Source organism: Oleiphilus sp. HI0061 (genome assembly GCF_001635675.1).
In genome coordinates this window covers 1-910 of the sequence record NZ_LWFE01000115.1, presented here as the reverse complement: position 1 = coordinate 910, position 910 = coordinate 1, and the positions used below count along the sequence as shown (strand labels likewise).

The window sequence follows — 910 nt, the reverse complement described above, 5'->3', positions numbered from 1 at the left end:
TGCTTACTTATACCTAGCTTTCCTCGCGATAGCATTCGCAGTGCTTTGATAAGGCGAAAACTCTTCAACATGGGTTTTGTTCTCTTTAAATTTTCCATGCTTGGCGACAGCTCGGTCCAGGTAGACTCTTCGGTGAGCCGGGTATTCCATGCTGAGTCGTGAGTATTGGGATTGTGCTTGTTTAGATAGCATCCATTCTAAAAAATCTTGCGCGAGTTCTTTATTGTCGGAATCGGCTACGACGCCTGCGCCGGTGATATCGATATGCACACCGCCGTCTTTCTGTTCAGGCCAGAAGAGTTTTATTTTTGAATTCGGGTGAGTCAAAAGGTGACGAGGCAAGTAATAGGAGTAGGCAATTGTTAGCTCACAAACTCCTGTTTCCAGTGCAGTGAATAATTCCAAGTCGTCAGATACAGGTGAATGGGCGAGATTGCTTATCCAGCCTTTCATTACCGTCTGCATTTTTGCTTCGCCATAACGGTGGCTTAGGTCTGCTAGCAGTGATTGGGAATACTCAGTTCTTGATGAGCGTAAACACAGCTTGCCTTTCCATTTACTATCGGCGAGAGCGGCGTAGGTGTTGGCATAAGTCTGCAGTTCAGATTCGCTAAGCTTTTCAGGGTGATAAGCAATCGCCTGGGCGCGTTTCGCTATTGCAAACCAGTCATCATCTTTTGAACGAAGGTGTTCAGGCAGTGTTTTTTTCAGGATACGAGAAGAGATACTGGCAAGCACGCCTTTTTGAGAGGCCAGTGACAGATTGAGTGCGCCTGTCGTTAGGAAGATATCCGCCGGGCTTTCCTCTCCTTCAGCTTCGAGCTTTCGGATGAGTGCTTCACTGCTGTTAATGGTGTAGCTGACCGAAACACCTGTTTCAGAAGCGTAGCGATTGAACATCGGTGTTAGA

At 47.0% G+C, this 910-nt stretch carries 1 protein-coding gene; it reads right to left on the bottom strand.

Annotated elements, in window-relative coordinates:
* Positions 1-3: 3 nt before the first annotated feature.
* Positions 4-910: extracellular solute-binding protein (locus A3735_RS01475; protein ID WP_068637432.1), on the bottom strand; the 907-nt coding region annotated here is incomplete at its 5' end.